At 44.6% G+C, this 18,953-nt stretch carries 15 protein-coding genes; 5 read left to right on the forward strand and 10 right to left on the reverse strand.

From position 1 onward, the window contains the following. Nucleotides 1-260: 260 nt before the first annotated feature. The 3 genes from B5G33_RS07895 to araA all read right to left on the reverse strand — a co-directional run bounded on the left by B5G33_RS07895 (nucleotide 261) and on the right by araA (nucleotide 5,505). Nucleotides 261-2,555, reverse strand: coding sequence for a hydratase (locus B5G33_RS07895; protein WP_087417244.1), 2,295 nt, complete (start codon nucleotides 2,553-2,555; stop codon nucleotides 261-263). A gap of 163 nt (nucleotides 2,556-2,718) precedes the next feature. Beyond that, a complete protein-coding gene (locus B5G33_RS07900) occupies nucleotides 2,719-3,807 on the reverse strand; it encodes a PucR family transcriptional regulator (protein WP_087269211.1) in 1,089 nt (362 codons plus the stop codon). 192 nt (nucleotides 3,808-3,999) lie between these two features. Further along, nucleotides 4,000-5,505, reverse strand: a complete 1,506-nt coding sequence (gene araA / locus B5G33_RS07905; protein ID WP_087417245.1) for an L-arabinose isomerase — start codon at nucleotides 5,503-5,505, stop codon at nucleotides 4,000-4,002. Nucleotides 5,506-5,719: 214 nt separating this feature from the next. Between araA and B5G33_RS07910 the strand changes: the two genes are divergently transcribed. Then, the gene (locus B5G33_RS07910; protein ID WP_087417246.1) at nucleotides 5,720-6,592 is read left to right on the forward strand and encodes an AraC family transcriptional regulator; all 873 of its coding nucleotides are present in this window, start codon (nucleotides 5,720-5,722) and stop codon (nucleotides 6,590-6,592) included. A gap of 94 nt (nucleotides 6,593-6,686) precedes the next feature. On the opposite strand, the gene B5G33_RS07915 is transcribed toward B5G33_RS07910, so the two are convergent. Next, a complete protein-coding gene (locus B5G33_RS07915; protein WP_087269202.1) occupies nucleotides 6,687-7,799 on the reverse strand; it encodes an ABC transporter ATP-binding protein in 1,113 nt (370 codons plus the stop codon). Nucleotides 7,800-8,084: 285 nt separating this feature from the next. Between B5G33_RS07915 and B5G33_RS07920 the strand changes: the two genes are divergently transcribed. After that, nucleotides 8,085-8,339 (forward strand): hypothetical protein, encoded by a 255-nt coding sequence (locus tag B5G33_RS07920; protein WP_242974587.1) that lies wholly within the window; start codon nucleotides 8,085-8,087, stop codon nucleotides 8,337-8,339. A 35-nt stretch (nucleotides 8,340-8,374) separates the two neighbouring features. Here the strand turns inward: B5G33_RS07920 and B5G33_RS07925 are convergent, their stop codons facing one another. Beyond that, nucleotides 8,375-8,812 (reverse strand): helix-turn-helix domain-containing protein, encoded by a 438-nt coding sequence (locus B5G33_RS07925; protein WP_330396663.1) that lies wholly within the window; start codon nucleotides 8,810-8,812, stop codon nucleotides 8,375-8,377. A gap of 111 nt (nucleotides 8,813-8,923) precedes the next feature. Here B5G33_RS07925 and B5G33_RS07930 point away from each other — a divergent pair, with 111 nt between their 5' ends. Next, entirely contained in the window at nucleotides 8,924-9,178 is a 255-nt protein-coding gene (locus tag B5G33_RS07930; RefSeq protein ID WP_087269195.1) for an HPr family phosphocarrier protein, read from the forward strand. Nucleotides 9,179-9,339: 161 nt separating this feature from the next. On the opposite strand, the gene B5G33_RS07935 is transcribed toward B5G33_RS07930, so the two are convergent. The 3 genes from B5G33_RS07935 to B5G33_RS07945 form a co-directional block, all read right to left on the reverse strand. Further along, complete coding sequence (locus B5G33_RS07935; protein WP_087417248.1) at nucleotides 9,340-10,689, reverse strand: glucose-6-phosphate isomerase; 1,350 nt, start codon at nucleotides 10,687-10,689, stop codon at nucleotides 9,340-9,342. A 62-nt stretch (nucleotides 10,690-10,751) separates the two neighbouring features. Next, on the reverse strand, nucleotides 10,752-11,510 hold the full coding sequence (locus B5G33_RS07940) for a hypothetical protein (protein WP_087269657.1): 759 nt from the start codon (nucleotides 11,508-11,510) through the stop codon (nucleotides 10,752-10,754). Nucleotides 11,511-11,676: 166 nt separating this feature from the next. Then, nucleotides 11,677-12,378 carry a 5'-methylthioadenosine/adenosylhomocysteine nucleosidase gene (locus B5G33_RS07945; protein WP_087417249.1) on the reverse strand — a complete coding sequence of 234 codons (702 nt, stop codon included), beginning with the start codon at nucleotides 12,376-12,378 and terminating at the stop codon, nucleotides 11,677-11,679. A 144-nt stretch (nucleotides 12,379-12,522) separates the two neighbouring features. On the opposite strand from B5G33_RS07945, the gene B5G33_RS07950 reads away from it, so the two are divergent. Continuing rightward, a complete protein-coding gene (locus B5G33_RS07950; RefSeq protein WP_087269187.1) occupies nucleotides 12,523-12,768 on the forward strand; it encodes a TIGR03905 family TSCPD domain-containing protein in 246 nt (81 codons plus the stop codon). Between the two features lie 102 nt (nucleotides 12,769-12,870). Here B5G33_RS07950 and B5G33_RS07955 read toward each other — a convergent pair whose 3' ends face one another. Next, nucleotides 12,871-16,089, reverse strand: a complete 3,219-nt coding sequence (locus B5G33_RS07955; RefSeq protein WP_087417250.1) for a UvrD-helicase domain-containing protein — start codon at nucleotides 16,087-16,089, stop codon at nucleotides 12,871-12,873. Nucleotides 16,090-16,290: 201 nt separating this feature from the next. On the opposite strand from B5G33_RS07955, the gene B5G33_RS07960 reads away from it, so the two are divergent. After that, the gene (locus B5G33_RS07960) at nucleotides 16,291-17,655 is read left to right on the forward strand and encodes an MATE family efflux transporter (RefSeq protein ID WP_087417251.1); all 1,365 of its coding nucleotides are present in this window, start codon (nucleotides 16,291-16,293) and stop codon (nucleotides 17,653-17,655) included. Between the two features lie 64 nt (nucleotides 17,656-17,719). Here the strand turns inward: B5G33_RS07960 and B5G33_RS07965 are convergent, their stop codons facing one another. Continuing rightward, on the reverse strand, nucleotides 17,720-18,946 hold the full coding sequence (locus B5G33_RS07965; protein WP_087417252.1) for a peptidylprolyl isomerase: 1,227 nt from the start codon (nucleotides 18,944-18,946) through the stop codon (nucleotides 17,720-17,722). Nucleotides 18,947-18,953 lie beyond the last annotated feature (7 nt).

The following is an 18,953-nucleotide window of genomic DNA, read 5'->3' on the forward strand; positions in this document are numbered from 1 at the left end:
CTATTTTTCAAAAAAAGTTTTATTTTTTTATATTATCTTTTCCATATTAATTTATGCTGTAAATTAAATGTACTTCTTCAAATTATATATACAATTATAATATTTTTAAAAATGCTGAACTATCTCAGAAAGAAGTCCCTGGAGAGTTTCTCTCCATCAACAGAAAACCGCCGCATAAATGCTGCTGAAAGTTCTTCTGCTCCAGCTCTGCTTTATACGGCGGCACTCTTTTGTTTATTGTTTTATGGTCAGTCTGAAAATCATTTGCCGGATCTGTAATAGTTGATCAGACATCCCTCCAGAATGATTTCTCTCTCATCTTCTGTCATGTCTCCCAGGCCCAGTGTAAATTCTTTCATCTGATCACCTACTGTATAGACTTTGATCTCTTTTCTTCCCTCTTCTACCGCTCTGCGGATATCCGGAATAAAGAGATAATCCCCTTTCTCAAATGGAAGCTCTCCTTCCGGAATCAGGAAAGGAAGCATGCCCCAGTTGATCAGGTTTGAGCGATAACGCTTTGTCGCATATTCGTTGGCAATATTGGCCCATCCGCCCAATACTTTCTGGCAGGAAGCTGCCTGCTCTCTTGCAGAACCGTCTCCAGGTTTCACTGCAAAGATCGTACTTCCCACTCCTGTATTGTCCTTATCGGCATCCGGATAAGACTCTGCAATCTTGTCCCACACCGGTTTCAGCTCTGAAAAAGCATCTGCCGGGTTCTCTCCTGCTTCTCTGGCTTTTTCTGCCACCTGAACTTCTTTGGCAAGCCCTACGTAGTCCGGGTCTTTTCTGGAAAGAGCAAACTCTGCCAGCTTCAGCGGGTTGGAACGGTAAGAAGAAGTTTCACCAGATGGGATCAGCTCATCGGTAGTTGTTACCGGATCATGAATCTCGGAAACGACTTTCAGTACAAGATTATCTGTAAGTCCAGGCATTTCCGGCCAGTCTTTAATATTGGGACCAAACTGGATCTCTACTGTAGGATCTGCCTTTCCTTTGCTGTCGAACACTCTGTTTTCATAAATAGTCTTGTCGAAGAAATACTGGGGATGTCTGTATTCTCCTGCGAATTCTGTAGCCGGCGTAAGCCGCCCTTTATTTGCTGCTGTAGCGGCGATTGAACGGGCATCCATAAGGGCCACAGAAGAAATCTGGCCGTTCTGTATCTTAGAGCCTTCTCTGTTAGGGAAGTTTCTGGTAGAATGACGGATGCTCAGTGCATTATTGGCAGGTGTGTCTCCTGCTCCAAAGCATGGACCGCAGAAAGCAGTTTTCACTACTGCTCCTGTCTGAAGCAGATCAGCCAGAACCCCGTTCTTGGCCAGCTCCATATAAATCGGCGTACTTGCAGGATAAATGCTTAAAGTAAAGGCATCGGAACCTATGCTTGCTCCTCTGAGGATATCTGCTGCATCACAGATATTTTCGAAGCCGCCGCCCGCACAGCCGGCGATGATTCCCTGCTCTACATACAATTTTCCGTCTTTCACTTTATCTTTCAATGTATACGGAATCTTGCCGTCCAGGCTGACCTGGGCTTTCTTCTCCACATCATCCAGAATATCCATGAGATTTGCGTTCAGTTCTTCTATTGTATAGGTATTGCTTGGATGGAAAGGCATGGCGATCATTGGGCGGATCTTATCCAATTCCACATATACAAGACCATCGTAATAGGTCACTGCCCCAGGATTCAGTTCTTTGTAATCCTGGCCTCTTCCATGGATATTATAGAAGTCTTTCACAGCGGAATCTGTCTTCCAGATAGAGGAAAGACAGGTAGTTTCTGTAGTCATAACATCAACGCCGATACGGAAATCAGCACTGAGGTTTTCTACGCCTGGGCCTACAAATTCCATTACTTTATTTTTCACATAGCCGTTTGCGAAAACAGCACCGATAATGGCCAGCGCCACATCCTGAGGTCCTACGCCGGGAACCGGTTTTCCGGTGAGATAGATTCCCACTACTTCAGGACATTTAATATCATAGGTTCTTCCCAGCAGCTGTTTTACCAGCTCCGGTCCCCCTTCTCCCATGGCCATAGTACCCAAAGCTCCGTAACGGGTATGGCTGTCAGAGCCCAGGATCATTTTTCCGCCTTCTGCCAGGATTTCTCTTGCAAACTGATGGATAACCGCTTGATGAGGGGGTACGTAAACTCCGCCATATCGTTTTGCACAGGTAAGTCCAAACATATGGTCATCTTCATTAATAGTACCTCCTACTGCACAGAGAGAGTTGTGACAGTTGGTCAATACATAGGGAATCGGGAATTTTTCCAGGCCTGAAGCTCTGGCTGTCTGAATAATTCCCACGAAAGTGATATCATGGGAGGTGAGCTTGTCAAATTTAATCTTCAGTTCGTCCATATTGTCTGAAGTATTATGAGCTTTTAAAATAGAATAGGCAATGGTATTCTTAGCAGCCTCCTTCTTATCCAGGGCTGTTTTACCATATTTATTCTGAATGATCTCTCCGGCCTGAGGGCTGTCCGGCAGAAGTTCTTTGCCATCGATCAGCCACGCACCACCGTCGTATAATTTTATCATGATACTTTCCTCCAATTTCAAAGGTTTTCTACTATTATAGAATCTATTGCTTTAAAAAGCAAGCAGTTTAGCACAATAAATCATTTGTATACAATAGTACAATCCTCAGGGATAAAGAACAGCCCGAAAGCAGAACTCCCCTGTCTCCGAGCTGTTTTCCTGGTTACATATCCTGTTTTTTCATAAAGTCCATATAACTGGACACCATAAGGGCAATCTTAAATGTCAAGGCATCATCGAATACTCTGATATCAAGACCTGTGCTTTTCTGGATTTTCTCCAGCCTGTAAACCAGCGTATTTCTGTGAAGAAACAGCTGCCTGGAAGTCTCAGAAATATTCAGACTGTTGTCAAAGAATTTGTTGATAGTATTCAGTGTTTCGTCATCCAGAGCGTCTGGCAGCTTTCCTCCAAATACCTCTTTTATAAACATTTCGCACAAGGGCATAGGAAGCTGATAAATCAGTCGTCCAATGCCCAGATTGTTGTATCCTACGATTGTTTTGTCTACGTAGAAGATTTTTCCTACGTCCATGGCCATCTTGGCTTCTTTGTAGGATCTGGATACATCTTTGATTTCATGGATAATATTTCCATAGGAAACACGGACCTGGGACATGGCTTCAGCATTGAGCATGTCTACAATGGTATTGGCAATCTTGTCGATTTCCTCGTATCCCTCGTTTTCCTCCAAACTGCGGACAATAATGATATTCTTTTCATCAATGGCAGTAATAAAATCATTTGTTCTGGAAACAAAAAGATTTTTCAGGATTTCCATAGAATCCTGGTCCTTCTCATTTTTGGTCTCTATAAGCAGGACCACCCGTTTTGCTTCAACGGCAATGTGAAGCTTTTTTGCCCGATTATAAACATCTACTAAAAGCAGGTTATCCAGTATAAGATTCTGAATAAAGTTTGACTTATCAAAACGCTCTTTGTACGCTACGATCAGATTCTGGATTTCAGCAACCGCAACCCTGCCGATCATATATGCGTCCTCATTGCTTCCCTTTGCAATAAGCACGTACTCTACCGCCTGATTGTCAAAAATCTTAAAGAAATGGTATCCTCTCATCACCTGACTGTCAGCCATGGAATCTGCAAATGCTCTCACATCTCCGAAGTCTTCATTTTCCACAGGAAAAGTTGAAGAATTTACTTTCCCGTCAACGTCCATAACGCACAAATCTATTCTGGTAATCGTCCGTAATTCATCTAATGTTTTCTGTATAATTTGACTTGAAATCATGTTTTTCTCCTTTATCTGGCTTTTCACGAATCTTTTTACTTATAATAATACCGTATTTTTTTTGAAATCGCAACAGAACCTGAGGAGAAAATCTCAGATTTCATATCAATCCAATATCTGTCCATTTATACACAGTACCGGGAGGCCGCCTTTATGCAGGCAGTCTCCCGGTCTGTAATGTACTTATATTTTCTAGATATGAAGTCTGAATGCTGCTGCATTCCAGCGGAGTTCATTTTTGAAATCTCTAATATTTGTGTCTTTGTCAATATATACTGCTTCGATACCCATTGCGGCTGCCCAGTCACCCATCTGTTCTGCAGTCAGATCATAGCTGAAAGCTGTGTGATGAGCTCCGCCGGCCAGTATCCATGCCTCGGCTCCTGTCTGCAGGTTGGGCTGTGGTGTCCAGAAAGCTGTAGCTACTGGAAGTTTCGGCATTGGTTTCTCTACTTTCTTGCAGTCTACATCATTAATGATCAGGCGGAATCTGTCTCCCAGGTCAATCAGGGAAGTAGCCACTGCTTTGCCTGTCTTAGAAGTAAATACCAGTCTTGCAGGATCTTCTCTGTCTCCCATAGAAAGAGGCTGGCATTTAATGCTGATAGGACCCTCTGCGATGGTCGGGCAGACTTCCAGCATATGGGCTTCCAGAATTCCTTCTTTTCCCGGAACCAGATTGTAAGTATAGTCTTCCATGAAAGAAGTTCCTTTGGCATCTTTCTTGCCCTGTGTCATGATCTTCATCAGGCGTACCATAGCTGCTGTCTTCCAGTCTCCTTCGCCGCCGAATCCATAGCCTTTTTCCATCAGTCTCTGGATAGCCAGACCTGGAAGCTGTTTTAAGCTGCCCAGATCTCCGAAGTGGGTTACAATGGCCTGATAATTCTTTTCTTCCAGAAATCTTTCAAATCCCAGCTCAATCTGAGCCTGAACAGCAACATGTTTTTTGAATTCTTCCGGATCTCTTCCTTCCAGGAGAATATCATATTTGCTGTAGTATTCTTCAACCAGAGCATCTGTGTCTGCTTTAGACACAGCTTCCACTGCTTCTGCAATCTCATTTACCGGATAAGCGTCTACTTCCCAGCCAAATTTGATCTGGGCTTCTACTTTATCGCCTTCAGTAACAGCTACATTACGCATGTTATCTGCAACTCTCATAACACGGATATGGCTGCTTTCAATAACACCGATAGCAGTCCTCATCCAGGATGCGATTCTCTCCTGAACCTCTTTGTCATCCCAGAATCCTACGATTACTTTTCTTTCAATTCCCATGCGGCTCACAATATGTCCGTACTCTCTGTCGCCATGAGCTGCCTGGTTTTCATTCATAAAATCCATGTCAATGGTGTCATAAGGAATCTCTCTGTTAAACTGGGTGTGAAGATGGAGTAAAGGTTTTCTGTACTCCTGAAGTCCCAGTATCCAGGATTTTGCCGGGGAGAAAGTATGCATCCAGGTAATAACACCAGCACAGTTTTCATCGGCATTAGCCTCATTGAAAGTCTGGCGGATCATAGCATTTGTCAGCAGGGTAGGTTTCCATACTACTTCAAAAGGCAATACCCCTGACTTATTCAGCCTGTCTACAATAATCTTAGAATGTTCTGCCACATGGTCCAGGCACTCCTGGCCATATAAATCCTGTGAACCTGTACAGAACCAGAATTTGTACTCTTTCATTTTTAACATAATGTTGTACCTCCCATTTCTTTTATAAAATCACAACGTACCTTGATATGATTTCAGTATATCTCCTGCTGAAAAAAAGAAAAGAAATCTGTTACTTGTTTATGGACATTTATTATCTTTTTTGTTACAGTGAACTTAACCTATCTATTCAGGGCATCCGTTTCTGCCCTTTTTGTAAAGAGCGGCAAATTTTCAGAAAGGCAGGTATCTTTTTATGCTGGCTAATTTTGAACTCAGGGAAAACAAAGGCCGGGACAGCGTATGGGCAGGAAGATATGAAAACCTCCACAATCTTCCCCACTGGCACATGGAATGTGAATTGTTGTATATAGAAAAAGGACAGGTTACAGTTTCTCTGAATAATACTGTCTATGAGCTGAAAAAAGGAAATGCTTTCTTTATTGACAGCAGAGAAATCCACTATATCAAGGGAAGTCCATCCAGTATTACAGAAATCATCATGTTTGACTCCAGAATCCTGGTAGAGATTGCTCCTGGCCACAGGCCCCAGCATCCTCAGCTCTCTCCCCATTCTTTTATAGCAGACTATTATCGAGAAATCAAAAAAGAACTCTCTCTTCAGGAACGGTATTTTGACCTGAGGGTCCGCAGCCTGCTGACCTTGCTGATGCTGGATATCTTCAGAAAGGAGCCTCTGGTCCACCGGGGAAAAAGCAGAGACAACACCTCCATGGAAAATTACAAGAATCTCCTGGGAGAGATTGAAGAAAAATGCAGCTACATCACTTTTGAGGACGCCGCTGCCTTTATGGGATTATCAAAGCCCTATTTTTCACGTTTTTTTAAGACGGTTTCCGGTATGACTTTTTCTCAGTACCTGAACATCATCCGGCTGGAAAAAGCCATCTATCTTTTAAACCACAATACCAGGCAGCTCTCTATTACTGATATTGCCTCCTGCTGCGGATTCGATACTATCCGGCATTTTAACCGGGTATTCCGGGAATTGACCGGTTTTTCTCCCAGGGAGCTTCCCGAAAACTATATACTTACCTCCCATTCTGTAAAAAGTATGGGGAAAAATTTCAATCCTACTCTCCCCAGCTCCCTGCTCCTGGAAGATTAAAAAAATATAAAAAGGGAAGCAGGTATGCCTGAGCATCCTGTTTCCCTTCTCTATTGGCATCAACGGAATTCCCCGTTGGTATCCATATTCTTTTTTAGTTTGTGATAACCTGCTCTGTCTCTTTGTCGAAGATGTGGATTTTTTCCATATCCAGAGCAAATTTAACTGTATCGCCAGATCTTGCTGTTGTACGAGGATTAACTCTTGCTGTCATAGAGAATCCTTCTGTATCAAAGTACAGGTAAACTTCAGCGCCAAGTAATTCGTAAACAGTGATCTTTCCTTCGATTACGCTGTTCGGGAATGCCTGGATACGAGCTTCGTCATCGTATACATGCTCTGGACGAATACCCATAACAACTGTCTTTCCGTCATATCCGCCGTCAATAAGAGCTTTCTTCTTGGAAGCTGGAACATGAAGAACAGTCTTGCCAATCTGAAGCTGAACATCGTCGCCTTTTACATGAACAGTTGCATCTAAGAAGTTCATCTGAGGAGATCCGATGAATCCTGCAACGAACAGATTGCAAGGAGCGTTGTATAATGTCTGAGGTGTATCAACCTGCTGAACAACACCGTCTTTCATAACTACGATTCTTGTACCAAGAGTCATAGCTTCTGTCTGGTCATGGGTTACGTAGATGATTGTAGCGCCCAGTCTCTCATGCAGTTTGGAAATCTCAGTACGCATCTGAACACGAAGTTTTGCATCCAGGTTTGACAGAGGCTCGTCCATAAGGAATACTTTAGGCTCACGTACGATAGCACGACCCATAGCAACACGCTGTCTCTGACCACCGGAAAGAGCTTTCGGTTTACGGTCTAACAGTTTCTCCAGGTCAAGGATCTTAGCTGCTTCTTTAACCATTTTGTCAATCTGATCTTTTGGAACTTTTCTCAGTTTCAGACCAAATGCCATGTTATCATAAACTGTCATATGAGGATACAGAGCGTAGTTCTGGAATACCATTGCGATATCTCTGTCTTTTGGCTCTACATCATTTACTACTTTATCGCCAATCTTTAATGTACCGCCACTAATCTCTTCCAGTCCGGCGATCATACGAAGGGTTGTGGATTTACCACATCCTGAAGGTCCTACGAAGATGATAAATTCTTTATCTGCGATTTCAAGGTTAAAATCCTTAACTGCTTCAAATCCGTTTGGGTAAGTTTTGTTAATATGCTGCAATGATAAACTTGCCATTTTTCATTTCCTCCTAAAATAGTTATATGTCCTGCTTTTGAACTGTACTCAGTATACCCCTATCCGTCTTTTTTTTCCATAGTTCAATTCAACAAAGATTGAGGTGACTCTTAGTAAGCATGGACAAAAACCTCCGCCCCCTTGTCATTTTGACAGTTTTTTGTAATTTCTGTAAGCAATCTGCACAATCAGCTATAAAATGCAAAGAAGCTTTACACTTTACCTTCAGTTTTTTATAATATAGCCGAAAAAGCAAAGAAGAAAGGAAATGCTATGTTTCGCATAATGGGTACAATTTATAAAGATACACATATATTGAAAAGCCTGGTAGTCTGTGATGATACCAAGGACAGCCGGACTAAGAAGGTTTTTCATGCCCTGGATACGATCTGTCATGAATTTGATCTTGGTTCCCCCATCTGGCTGGATGCCAATATTAAAGATTTTCAGAGATTTTCCAAGGTGAGGTTTTCTCAGGACAATTTTATAGAGGTACTGGATTTTGATTATTTCCAGCTGGAAATCATAGAAGAGGACTGAGAGCAGAAATGTGCCGGGACTGTTTCCCAAAGGAATCAACACCCCGGCTTTTTCCATGCGCTCTTTAATTTTGCTTCTTTTCGGAGCGTCTTTTTAGCGGCCGCTGCAATATCCGCGATCACCCGGATTTCATAGTCATCACAGTCGCTGAGAATGGTCTGTATATCCTGTTCAAATACTGCCTTAGACTGTACAACACTGTCTGCCAGCAGACTGTCTACTGATACATGGAGAGCATTTGCAAGCTTCACAATGGTAGATAGACTTACCTTTGTGGTACCGGTCTCAATATTACTGAGATGACTGGGAGACAGATTCACCTTCTCTGCAAGGCGTTCCTGGGTCATATCCAGGCTTATGCGCGCAGCTTTAATCCGCCTTCCTATAGATTTGTAGTCAATACTCATGTCTTCCTCCTTTAAATCTACACAGAGATATTTTAGCCACGGAAATAACAAATTATAATAATCCATATCCGTAAAGTACGGATGCAGATTAAGTTTTTTTCTTGAAACATTTAGATGTTTGCTATATAATACAGGCAAAATGTATATTTATGCAGCCAGTAAAAGGAGGGACAACAGATGAAAAAACAGACCATCACCATATCCGATTTAGAAAAATCCTGTAAACACCCATTTTCTGAATTGGTTGGTACTGCCTGTCGGTTTCAGAGCAAGATTTTATTGTCATGCGGCGAAACACAGATAAATGCCAAGAGCATCATGGGAGTAATGGCTTTTAACCTCTCACCGGGAACATCTATTGATATCATTGCAGAGGGCCCAGACGAAGATATGGCTGTAAAGGCTATTGAGGCCTTTCTGCTTTGTCGCTGAGCATTCTCTTTTCCATAGGAAATACGGGACTGCTGTATAAAATGTAAAATCCCTTAGGATCTTTCATTTTATACTGCAGCCCCGTATTTTTTTAGATAAGGGTGAGCGTCCTCCTGCAGAAATCTCTTCCAGGAAACCTTACACCTTTATACCGCCTTAAATTACAGTCTCTTTAACAGCTCTTCTCTTCTTTCCTCATATCCCGGTTTGCCCAGAAGAGCAAACATATTTTTCTTATAACTTTCTACTCCAGGCTGATTAAATGGATTCACTCCTGTAAGATATCCGCTGATACCACAGGCAAACTCAAAGAAATAGAATAACTGTCCCAGATAGAACTCATTCTGCTCTGGAATTTTCACCATAAGGTTCGGTGTATTTCCATCTGTATGAGCCAGAATCGTTCCATTCATAGCGCTCTTATTTACAAAATCCAGGCCCTTTCCAGCCAGATAGTTCAGGCCGTCCAGATCACTGGCCTCTTCTTTGATCACTACATCTGTCTTGGGCTCTTCAATTGCAAGAACTGTTTCGAACATGATCCTTGATCCGTCCTGGATAAACTGTCCCAGGGAATGAAGGTCTGTAGTAAAGTCTACAGATGCAGGGTAAATACCCTTCTGGTCTTTACCTTCGCTTTCTCCATAGAGCTGTTTCCACCACTCAGCCACATAATGAAGAGTAGGTTCATAATCTGCCAGGATTTCTACAGATTTGCCTTTTTTATGAAGGATATTCCGAACTGCGGCGTAAAGCATAGCATCGTTCTCCTCATATGGAGTATTTAAAGCCAGCTCTCTTCCTGAAGCAGCGCCTTCCATAAGCTTGTCTATAGAAACACCGCTCACTGCGATAGGAAGAAGTCCTACTGCGGTAAGTACAGAGAAACGGCCTCCTACATCGTCAGGCACTACAAAGGTCTCATATCCTTCTTCGTTGGCCAGAGTCTTCAAAGCTCCCTTTGCTTTGTCAGTGGTGGCATAGATTCTCTTAGCCGCCTCTTCTTTGCCATATTTGTTTTCCATCATTTCCTTAAAGAAACGGAACGCAATAGCCGGTTCTGTAGTAGTACCGGATTTGGAGATAACGTTAATGGAAAAGTCTCTGTCCCCGACTACCTCTGCCAGGCCCTTCACATATGCGCCGCTGATATTGTTTCCTACATAATAGATTTCCGGAGTTTTCCTGTTCTCTTTGCTCAGATTGTTGTAGAAAGGATGGCTCAGAAAATCAATGGCTGCTCTGGCGCCCAGGTAGGAACCTCCGATTCCGATAACCAGAAGTACTTCTGAATCTTCCTGGATTTTCTTTGCGGCTTTTTTAATCCTGTCAAACTCTTCCTTGTCATAATCTACTGGAAGGTCTATCCAGCCCAGAAAATCATTTCCCAGTCCTGTCTTTGATACCAGAACTTCTTTCGCTGTTTCTGTCATCTTCTTCATTGCCGCTACTTCTTCTTCACGGACAACGTTTGCTGCCTTAGAGTAGTCAAATGTTACCTTATTTCCCATTTTCATCTTCTCCTTTGCGAAAAATATTTCTTTCTTTAGTTTAGCAAATCCCTATCTGTTTATCAAGTTAGAAATTCTTTAATTACATCCTTTACAATGGCCTCCTCTTCCTTATTCAGCAGATGACTGTATCTGCTGTCTGCAGCGGCAGCTTCCAGGATCCCCTGTTCCATCTGCCTGGCAGCCTTGTCACGGCTGTCTTTGGGAGCCTGGCTTTCTTTCTCCTTTTCCTTCTTTTTCTGGGTCCGGTTCTCACGAGTACCGGAATTCCGGGCATTTTCCAGGGGAATAATCTTTGCCGGCTCCCGCCACCGGTTCTCCACATAGTCCAGAAGGCTTGTCTCTATTACATCTTCCTGGTAGCCTGTACCCAGTACCAGCCGCACAGCCAGGAGAAAAACCTCTGTGCAGATTCCTGCTACCATGGAAAAAGTAAATACTGTGGTCTCCCGCCCCAGAAAAGCTATGGGCTCCAGTCCGGTCTGGGGCGGCCAGGCATATAGAATCTGCAGTCCCACAAATAAAAAAGAGAGGATGAAAGTTCCCCAGGATATATTCTTCATCTGGCGGATGCTCCAGGCTCCTATCTTTCGTCCTCTCATTCTTTTTATTACATAAACCGAAGGGTTCTGTATTCTTGTGTTTTCTTTCAGAAGTTTCTGGTGTTCCAGCATAAAAGCCAGCAGCCACTTGTCCTTTTCCTCTCCAGGCTGCTTCAAATCCTTCAATACTCTTTTGTTGCTGTTATAAACTGCCAGCATACTTATAAGACAGAAAAGTCCCATAAGGCAGGCACCCCAGTAAAAAAACAGGCGCTCCATAATTCCTCCTTGATTTCGGCGGCAGACTGGCGGATATATCCCTTTTTCCAATCTCTGTCCGCTCTTTTTAGGCTTGTCCCCTGGCCGGCTGTAAGGGGAGGCCTTTGGTTTCATTATATAGCGCCTGATTCCTTTTGAAAACAAAAATCGCTCGACAAATTCTTTCCTAATCCAGCAGTCCCATCATGTTCTCTACCAGGCGAACGCTGTGGAGAATAGCCTGTTTTTCAAAGGTTGGATAGTCCATCTGGGCGCTGTCGTCAGCTTTGTCAGAGATTGCCCGGATCACCAGATAGGGAATATGGTTCAGGTAGGCAGCCTGTCCGATAGCTGCCCCTTCCATCTCTGTACAGCTTCCATCGGTAATGGAAATGATCTCTTCTTTTTTCCCTTTGTCAGCGATAAACTGGTCCCCGCTGACTACCCGTCCTTCCCAGACGCCGATTTCCGGATTTACCTGGGCGCAGACTTTAGCCGCCAGTTTCCGCAGTCCTTCATCTGCCGGAAAGGCCAGAGTATCCATTCTGGGAATCTGTCCTGCCGGATAGCCAAACTCTCTGGCATCTACATCATGCTGCATGGTATCTGTGGACAGGACAATGTCTCCAATATTGATCTCAGCCCTGAGAGAACCTGCAATTCCTGTATTGATCACAGCATCTACCTGGAAATCATCTGCCAGGATCTGGGTGCAGATACCTGCATTTACTTTACCGATACCTGAACGCACTACTACAGCTTCATGTCCCTTTAACTGTCCATGAAAAAATTCCATACCGGCTTTTTCTTTAACCGTCACCTCTCTCATCTTTTCCTTTAACATAGCCACTTCTTCTTCCATGGCTCCGATAATTCCTATGACTTTCATTGTATATACCTCTTTCTTATTTTCTTTGTGAACTGTAACCTATTTTACACTTTTTCCTCTGGTTTTTCCACAGCCGTTTTACATTTCTTTCCGCACATGCTATAATGACTTGGTCAAAAGAATGCGGGTAAGGAGGTATAAAACATGGTCTATAAAACAAAAGGGGTCTGTTCCCGTTCTATCGATATTGAGCTGGACGGCGATACCATAAAATCTGTAAAATTCAACGGAGGCTGCAACGGAAATACAAAAGGCATTGCCAGCCTGGTCCAGGGAATGAAAATTGATGATGTGATTGCCAGACTAAAGGGCACTGACTGCGGTGGAAGAGGCACTTCCTGTCCGGACCAGCTTGCCAAAGCTCTAGAACTGGCAAAAGCAGAGCAGTAATTCAGAGTCTGCTCTTTCAGCTGCACGAGATGAAAGGCTGTCCCATTAAGCCTGTTTCCGGACTCCGGCTTAATGGGGCAGCCTTTTGCGTTTATGATCTATTTACTCCTTCAGAAAATTGAAGAGATTCATCTGTTCCCCTGAGATTTCCTGTCTCTGTTTCCCTGCCTTTTCTTTTAAAGCAAGTTCTTCCGGTATATCTTCCAGGAAGGGGGAAGGTTCTTTTGCATAAGTGAGGATCAGCTGGTCTTTTGCTCTTGTCATGCCTACGAAGAAAAGTCTTCTCTCCTCTTCCAGGTCTGTGGGGTAGTCTGCCTTTTCCAGCGGAAGGGTTCCTTCCTGTGTTCCGCAGAGAAATACAAGGGGAAATTCCAGACCCTTAGAGCCATGAAGCGTCATAAGGGTAACAGCCCCGGCACTGTAGTTTTTTTGAGGCCGGCGGATAAGGTCTCCTTCCTCCCCAAGAGACAGGTCACGGAGGAATTCCTCCATAGTAGAATATTGAAGGGCGGTCTGATAAAGTCTGGTCACAGCGGCATTTTTCTTCAGGTTCATGTCCTCCTGCCAGGATTTCAGGATTTTTTCCGGCTTATGTTTCTTTATCTGGGGCAGATATTTTCTCTTTGCCTCCTGGTATACACTGTCCCCCACCTCTGTGTCAGGTAAGTCCCAGAGGAGTTTTAATGCAAGTTCCTTTGTCTGAGGCTCCTCTTCCTCAAGGCTTTTGAAAAAACTGACTGTTCCTCTTACTGCGGAATCCAGCAGAAAATCCCCTCTTCCCACTGTCATATAGGGAATCCCTTCCTGAGACAGACATTTTTCCAGGATTCGGAACTGCCGATGGGTCCTGCAGAGAACGGCAATATCGGAAAAGCTTCTCTGTCTCCGTTCTATCTCAGCCTGAAATCCACTCTGAACGTCCAGCATGTCCAGACCGCCGGTCTGACGGTTAATTTCTTTTGCCACAAAGATTCCTTCTGAGAAATCTGAGGCAGCTTCCACCACCCGGATTTTTTCTCCTTCTCCTCTGTAAGCCCTCAGATGTCTTGCCTCTCCTGGATTGCGGGAAATCACTGCCATAGCAGCATCTACTACTGCGGAAACAGACCGGTAGTTTTCTTCCAGGCAGATCATTCTGGTATCGGGCCTGTCCTCTCTGAGGCGGTTAAAGCACTGGGAATCTGAACCACGGAAGCCGTAAATAGCCTGGTCAGGATCGCCGATAACAAAAAGCTCCCTGCCTCCTTTTGCCCATTCCAGCATAAGGCTGTACTGGACAGGGTTCACGTCCTGAAATTCATCTACCAGGAGATATGTAAATCTTTTCTTATAATCCTGATCCTCAGAAAACCGGGCCAGGCTCAAAGCTCTCAGGAGCAGATCATCAAAATCAGCCAGATTTCTGTCTTTTAAAAGTTTCTGGTAATGGCTAAAAGCCTCTTCCCAGACCCGGTCATTAAATCCTCGTTCTTCCGGCGCAGATTTGTACAGGGAGATTTCAGAAAGAAAGTCTCTTACGGATATCTTCATATTCCAGGTATCTATGGTCTCCTGAGCCAGTTCCTTTACCTGAATCTCATCTGCAAGAGTAAAGTTTTCTCCTTCTTCTTTAAGGATATCCAGGCAGATGGAATGAAAGGTTCCGATCTGAACCTGTTTCAGGGCTCTTTTATTTCCCAATTCCCGCTCCAGACGTTCCCTCATCTCCTGGGCAGCTTTATTTGTAAAGGTCACCGCCGTGATCTCCGAGGGTTTTACTTTCCTTCTCTCTATAAGATAAAGTATCTTTTCGATCAGAGTCTTGGTCTTTCCTGTACCTGGTCCTGCAATAACCGCAGTAACTGGATGAATACTTTCCACTGCTTCCTGCTGCCGCTCATTTAATACAGGACGGGCTTCCACACCTTTTCCCGTCACTCTGTTTTCTTCCATGGCTGAGGAACTTTTGGCCGGTTGTAACTGGTCTGGATTCTGTTCTGGTTCAGCCTGAAGAGCTGTCTTGCTCTCCTCCTGCTCCCCTTCTGTCTGGGAGGATACTTCCAGCCCGAAGCCGTCAAAAAGGCTTATCTGGCCCTGGGTATCTTCAAGTTCACTTCCCCGGAAAAGTTTAATGGTCCCGTATTCTCCATCAAACCCAGGATGACGTTCCACCTGGCCTTCACGAAGTCTCCGGATACCTTCTCCTATAAAGTATCCTGCCTGCCTCTGGATATCTTCCACCGGCACCTTCCGCAGGATCTCAAACTCCGGCCCCAGAGTCTTTAACATTTCTCCATAGAGCCTTTCAGTCTTGGCACTTCCTGCAGAGTGGCCTGTGGCCTGGGCGATCAGCTCAGGCAGGGGCATAAGGGATTCAAAAGCCCTGGCGTTTTCCCTGATAAAGCCTTCCGGGCGGTCTGCCAGCTCTTCAACCCGGTGTTCCACTCCAATCGTCAGTTTTCTCCCGCATACCGGACAGCGGCCCTGATATTCTTTGGTCTGAGCAGGGGAAAGGCAGAGATGGCATTTTCTGTGACCGTCATAATGATATTTTCCTTCTTCCGGGAAAAACTCGATGGTTCCCTCCAGGCCTTCTCCTGTCTGAATGGCCTTCCAAAGGCCTTCATAAGAAAGCTCTGTATCCATCAGATTAGCCTCTCTTCCCAGTTTTCCCGGAGAATGAGCGTCTGAATTAGAAATCAACTGGTATCTGTCCAGGGCAGAAACTCTCCAGTTCATAGGCGGGTCTGAAGAAAGTCCTGTCTCCACTGCGTGAATATAAGGGGTCAGGTCTTCAAAACACTCCTCCACGGTATCAAATCCGGAGAAAGCTCCAAACATAGCAAAATGAGGCGTCCAGATATGGGCTGGAACGAAGATTCCCGTCTCTGCTGTCTCCAGCATAATCTCTAAAAGATCCCGACAGTCAAGGCCCAGAATAGGCCGTCCGTCAGAATGAATGTTTCCGATTTCCTCCAGCCTGGCAGAGAGGCGGTCTGCTTCTTCCAGGCCAGGAAGTATCAGAAGGTTATGTACCTTTCGAGTCTTGTCATTCTTTTTATAAATGGAACTGATTTCCCCGGTTACCACAAATCGCGGTTCTATATTATCCGGCGTCATGCCGTCCTGAATCTGATATTCCTTTTTCAGCCTGTACAGACCGTTTCCTTCAGGTTCCAGTTTTTCTTTAAGCTCTTCTCTCCACTGAGGGTGTGTAAAATCTCCCGTTCCCACCAGATGGATTCCCTTTTTCCTGGCCCAAAGTTCCAGATGTTCCGGGTCTCCTTCCTTGCTGGTAGCCCTGGAAAACCTGGAGTGGATATGTAAATCTGATATATACATGAATATAACCTTCTTTTCTTAATATTATGATACCTGATTGCTCCGCACTATGTGCTCCCGCAATCCTCAAAACATTTATAATATTATACTCCTCCCGTCGGGATAGGGGCAAGATTCTATGACTTTGGATTGCTTTTTTTCTTGTGCAGCACTATACTATGCATAGCTGAACGATTAAGACAGAAGGGGGACATTTATATCATGAGCAGTAATTCTTCAGCAGTTTCTATGACCACTGGTCCTATCTGGAAAAGGATCGTTTTTTTTGCCATACCGCTTTTCTTCGGCAATCTCTTCCAACAGCTTTATAATACAGCGGATTCTCTCATTGTGGGAAGATTCCTGGGCAGCACCGCTTTGGCTGCGGTAAGCTCCTCAGGAAATCTGATCTTTCTCATGGTGGGATTTTTTAACGGTCTTGCTATCGGTGCAGGCGTAGTGGTAGCCAAGTATTACGGCGCCAAGAAATTTCATATTGTCCAGAGAGCCATCCATACCATTATGGCTCTGGGGCTTATTTCCGGAATTCTTCTCACTGTTGTAGGCGTTCTGGCAGCGCCTCAGATTTTAGTCCTTATGGGTACGCCTTCAGAAGTCCTCCCCAATTCTATTACCTACTTCCGGATCTACTTCAGCGGTTCCCTGGCTTTCGTCATGTATAACTTTATGGTGGGAATCCTCCAGTCTGTAGGAGACAGCCGTCATCCTCTGATCTACCTGGTAATTTCCTCTATAGTGAACATTGTGCTGGACCTGCTTTTTGTAGGCGTCTTTCACCTGGGAGTAGGCTCTGCAGCTCTGGCCACCATTATCTCCCAGTTTATCAGTGCTTTTCTCTGTCTGTGGCAGCTTATGAGAAGTCCTGAAGAATATCGGGTACGCCTTTCCAAAATCCGTCTGGATTTTCTGGTCCTGCGGCAGATCATCGCAAACGGCCTTCCGGCAGGACTGCAAAACTCTATTATTTCTCTGGCAAATGTTGTGGTCCAGTCCAACATTAACAAGTTCGGAGAAATGGCTGTAGCCGGCTGCGGTTCCTACTCTAAAGTAGAAGGCTTCGGATTTCTTCCTATCACCTGCTTTGCCCTGGCCCTTACCACTTTTATCAGCCAGAATTTAGGAGCAAAGGAATACCAGCGGGCCAAAAAAGGTGCTGTCTTTGGGGTTGTCTGTTCTATTACCCTTGCGGAACTTATTGGCCTGGTGATTTATGGACTGGCCCCTGTGCTGATTTCTGCCTTCAGCAGCACTCCGGAAGTAATTTCCTATGGCACAGCTCAGGCCCGTGTAGTCACCTTATTTTATTTTCTCCTTGCCTTTTCCCACTGTATGGCCGGAATTTTACGGGGTGCAGGAAAGTCCACCGTGCCGATGCTGGTCATGCTGGCATGCTGGTGCATCATCCGGGTAACTTACATAACGATCACCGTAAAGCTGATTCCCGATATAAGGGTGATCTTCTGGGCTTATCCTTTGACCTGGACTTTAAGTTCTATTGTATTTTTCATCTATTTTCTGAAGTCAGACTGGATCCATGCCTTTGAAAAATCTCGTAACCGTATATAAAACTGCTGAAAAACCCCCTGTGTAAAAGCCTCTATCTCTTTTACACAGGGGGCTGTTTTTTTGGTTATTCTGCCGCTTCTTCTGAACTTCCGTCCTCTGTCTGCGTATCTGTGGAGCCTTCTGTCTGGCTCTCTTCAGATGCAGCTTCTTCTGTCTCACCTGTTGTATCCTCTACGGCCTCAGTATCGCCTGTACTCTCTGTGGTATCGGCGGTACTGTCTTCTGTAGTTTCTTCTGTCTCAGGCTGTTTAATGGTATACTGCTCTGTATCTGTAAGCGTGACTTTCTCCCACTGGTCGTTATTAACAGTTATATCTGTCTCTTCTTTCCACTGGTCCAGAAGATCATTATATGCTTCCTGCTGTCTTTCAGATACAATGGATTCTTTCTCCTGGTCTGTAGCCTCTCTGTCCAGAACGCTGTCCATTCTTACTACGAAATATGCGTTCTCTCCTTCCACTACCTCACCATAAACCTGTCCGTCCTGAAGGGTTTTTGCTGCTTCTTTCAGTTTATCATCCAGAAGTGTGTCATCATCACCGAAAGTATTGTCTACTGCATTAAGGTCCTCGCTGACACCTTTGGCAATAGCGTCCATATCTGCACTGGCCGGATCTGCAGAGGCCTGAAGCTGATCCAGGATAGCCTGGGCCTGGTCTTTCTTGGCCTGTTTTTCTTCGTCTGTAAGAGGTGTTGTAGTTCCGTCGTCATTCTGGGTATCGCTGATATCAATCCTGCAGTAAGTAATCCTGCTCTGGGCAGCCTCAGAATCTTCTACATTTGTATCTACATCTGCTACCATCGGGTCATACATCTTTGTCTGATAGGTATAAAGCTCCAGAAGTGTCTCCACATCTGACTGAGTAACTGATAAAGTCTGGATGGTTTCTTCTGTATTGGCATCCATAAAGGCCTTGGCCGCCTCTTCAATCTTACTCTGCTCTTCCTCTGAAATGGACACATCATAATCTGCTGCATGCTGTTTCTGGACCAGCATGTTCTCCAGTTCATCCAGCACATTTGCCTTGGTCGTATCTCCGTAGGTCTCTCCTTCTCCTGAATCCTGAGACCAGATTCCAGTGGTGCTGCCTCCCATCATAGAATAATAAGATAGCATAGTCGCCTGATTCATCCTCAGCATCAGGTTTCCGGTTCCTACAGTTATGGTATCTTCCCCGGAAGTAAGGAGAGGCTGGGTCCCATCCATAGGAGTATTACATCCTGCCAGAGCCGCTGCTCCCAATGCTCCCGCCAGAAGAACACCTGTTATTTTCTTAGCTGCTTTATTCATAATCTCC

The organism is Blautia sp. An81, from assembly GCF_002161285.1.
GTDB classification, from domain to species: Bacteria; Bacillota; Clostridia; order Lachnospirales; family Lachnospiraceae; genus Blautia; species Blautia ornithocaccae.

What these genes read in the sequence shown, in the direction of transcription:
- B5G33_RS07925 (WP_330396663.1), bottom strand. Translation starts at nt 8,812, where the DNA reads ATGGATTATTATAATTTGTTATTTCCGTGGCTAAAATATCTCTGTGTA.
- B5G33_RS07910 (WP_087417246.1), top strand. Translation starts at nt 5,720, where the DNA reads ATGCTGGCTAATTTTGAACTCAGGGAAAACAAAGGCCGGGACAGCGTA.
- B5G33_RS07915 (WP_087269202.1), bottom strand. Translation starts at nt 7,799, where the DNA reads ATGGCAAGTTTATCATTGCAGCATATTAACAAAACTTACCCAAACGGA.
- B5G33_RS07935 (WP_087417248.1), bottom strand. Translation starts at nt 10,689, where the DNA reads ATGGGAAATAAGGTAACATTTGACTACTCTAAGGCAGCAAACGTTGTC.
- B5G33_RS07930 (WP_087269195.1), top strand. Translation starts at nt 8,924, where the DNA reads ATGAAAAAACAGACCATCACCATATCCGATTTAGAAAAATCCTGTAAA.
- B5G33_RS07965 (WP_087417252.1), bottom strand. Translation starts at nt 18,946, where the DNA reads ATGAATAAAGCAGCTAAGAAAATAACAGGTGTTCTTCTGGCGGGAGCA.
- B5G33_RS07955 (WP_087417250.1), bottom strand. Translation starts at nt 16,089, where the DNA reads ATGTATATATCAGATTTACATATCCACTCCAGGTTTTCCAGGGCTACC.
- B5G33_RS07920 (WP_242974587.1), top strand. Translation starts at nt 8,085, where the DNA reads ATGGGTACAATTTATAAAGATACACATATATTGAAAAGCCTGGTAGTC.
- araA (WP_087417245.1), bottom strand. Translation starts at nt 5,505, where the DNA reads ATGTTAAAAATGAAAGAGTACAAATTCTGGTTCTGTACAGGTTCACAG.
- B5G33_RS07950 (WP_087269187.1), top strand. Translation starts at nt 12,523, where the DNA reads ATGGTCTATAAAACAAAAGGGGTCTGTTCCCGTTCTATCGATATTGAG.
- B5G33_RS07895 (WP_087417244.1), bottom strand. Translation starts at nt 2,555, where the DNA reads ATGATAAAATTATACGACGGTGGTGCGTGGCTGATCGATGGCAAAGAA.
- B5G33_RS07940 (WP_087269657.1), bottom strand. Translation starts at nt 11,510, where the DNA reads ATGGAGCGCCTGTTTTTTTACTGGGGTGCCTGCCTTATGGGACTTTTC.
- B5G33_RS07945 (WP_087417249.1), bottom strand. Translation starts at nt 12,378, where the DNA reads ATGAAAGTCATAGGAATTATCGGAGCCATGGAAGAAGAAGTGGCTATG.
- B5G33_RS07960 (WP_087417251.1), top strand. Translation starts at nt 16,291, where the DNA reads ATGAGCAGTAATTCTTCAGCAGTTTCTATGACCACTGGTCCTATCTGG.
- B5G33_RS07900 (WP_087269211.1), bottom strand. Translation starts at nt 3,807, where the DNA reads ATGATTTCAAGTCAAATTATACAGAAAACATTAGATGAATTACGGACG.